Raw genomic sequence first — 1,975 nt, 5'->3', positions numbered from 1 at the left:
GTCACATAGGGCGCCCCCTCAGGGGCGCTTCTATTTTGTGTATCACATGCGAGTTATTCAGGCAGATGTAAGGCTGTAAGCCGTTGCTGGAAATTTCGCTCTGTGCAATGACAAGGACGATGCTGTTGCATTTACTTTTCTAGTCAATCAAGTGGATTACCTATGATCGATATGTTCACTGGACTCAGTTTTGCGATGGGTCTTAGCCTGTTTTTTGCTGTTCTTTTTGTGTTGGCCTACGAGTTCATCAATGGCTTTCACGATACCGCCAACGCAGTTGCCACAGTTATCTATACCAAAGCTATGTCGCCCCATATGGCTGTTGTCGCCTCAGGTATCTTCAATTTCCTTGGTGTGATACTGGGTGGCTTGGGAGTTGCCTATGCGATTGTGCATTTATTGCCAGTCGATATGCTGCTCAATATCACCTCAGTGCACGGTATGGTGCTGGTCTTCTCGCTCTTGACGGCAGCGATCGTGTGGAACCTCGGCACCTGGTACTTCGGTATTCCGGCATCCAGCTCGCATACCTTGATCGGCTCGCTCTTGGGTGTATGCCTTGCTAATGCATTAATTACTGATATCCCGATTAGCGAAGGTGTGAATGTCAAAAAAGCCATCGATATCATGTTGTCGCTATTGATTTCACCGCTGGTGGGTTTTGGCGTGGCGGCACTGGTATTGCTGTTGCTGAAAAAAATATTTACCGGTCCCAAAATTCATAAAACCCCGCAAGAGCGCGAGCAGATCGACGGTAAAAAACACCCACCATTTTGGACGCGCGTAACCCTGGTTGCCTCGGCGATGGGCGTGAGTTTTGTGCATGGCTCCAACGACGGACAAAAAGGTATCGGCCTGATCATGCTGGTTTTAATCGGCCTGACCCCGGCGCAATTTGTGTTGAATCTGGATAGCAGCACCTACCAAATTGAACGCACGCGCGATGCCGCGACCCACCTGCGTAATTTTTATAATGCCAATGAAAACAATTTGAATGGGTTGGTCGATTTCACCAAAAAAGAAGGTGAAGTGGTTGCTGACAGTTTCAAATGTAACGGCAAAGAATCACTGGTAGTGATCAACACACTGGAAAGTCAATTAAAAGGTGTAAATCATTATTCTGATTTGAATTTGGAACAGCGTCGCAGTGTGCGTCGTTTATTGCTCTGTATTGATGACACCGCGAAAAAAGTGTCCAAGCTGGATACGATTTCCGACAAGAAAAAAGGCGACCTGAAAAACCTGCGCAAAGACCTTACCGCGACAACTGAATATGCACCTATGTGGGTAATTATCGCCGTTGCCTTGGCCTTGGGTCTTGGCACTATGATGGGCTGGAAGCGCATTGTGTACACCGTCGGTGAAAAAATTGGTAAAAGTGGTATGACCTATTCACAGGGAATGTCAGCGCAAATTACCGCTGCGACAGCAATTGGGGTCGCAAGTGTGACGGGCATGCCGGTATCTACCACGCATGTACTCTCATCGGCAGTGGCCGGCACAATGGTTGCCAATCGCACAGGTTTGCAGTTCTCAACCGTGCGCACAATCCTGCTGGCATGGCTGTTCACCTTACCTGCTACCATTTTGTTGTCAGGCGGATTGTTCTACATAGGTACGCTGTTTATTTAATTGTATTGCGCTACTACAAGGCGCTTCTGCTTTAATGCTTGCTCCCGCACAATGCGGGAGCGGGTTTCTCGCATTTTCCCTCCGCTTACTTATTGTTCTGCTAAAACAGTGACCAGATGGTGATTGTTTAACCCGTTATGGTACATTCAGCATCGCGCAAACTGTGTAGTTCTTGTGGCGCACTCTCAATGTCTTGGTTTGTAAAAGAGGATTTTGCAATGAACTATAACGTCGGCATTTTTTTATTCCCGGAAATTGAAGTGCTGGACTTTGCTGGCCCTTACGAAGTGTTTACCACTGCAACCCGTGTTGCCGCGCGCGAAAACATTGTGGATACCCCCGT

1 protein-coding gene is annotated in these 1,975 nt (G+C 47.7%); it reads left to right on the top strand.

All coding sequences use genetic code 11. The annotated features are described in order from the left end of the window. The first annotated feature begins 162 nt into the window (after positions 1 to 162). Positions 163 to 1,632, top strand: coding sequence for an inorganic phosphate transporter (locus ACWA6V_RS21005; protein WP_331352644.1), 1,470 nt, complete (start codon positions 163 to 165; stop codon positions 1,630 to 1,632). The last annotated feature ends 343 nt before the right edge of the window (positions 1,633 to 1,975 follow it).

The organism is Cellvibrio sp. (assembly GCF_053579595.1).
Note: the sequence above shows the minus strand (reverse complement) of the source record. Positions and strands in the feature narration are given on the sequence as shown.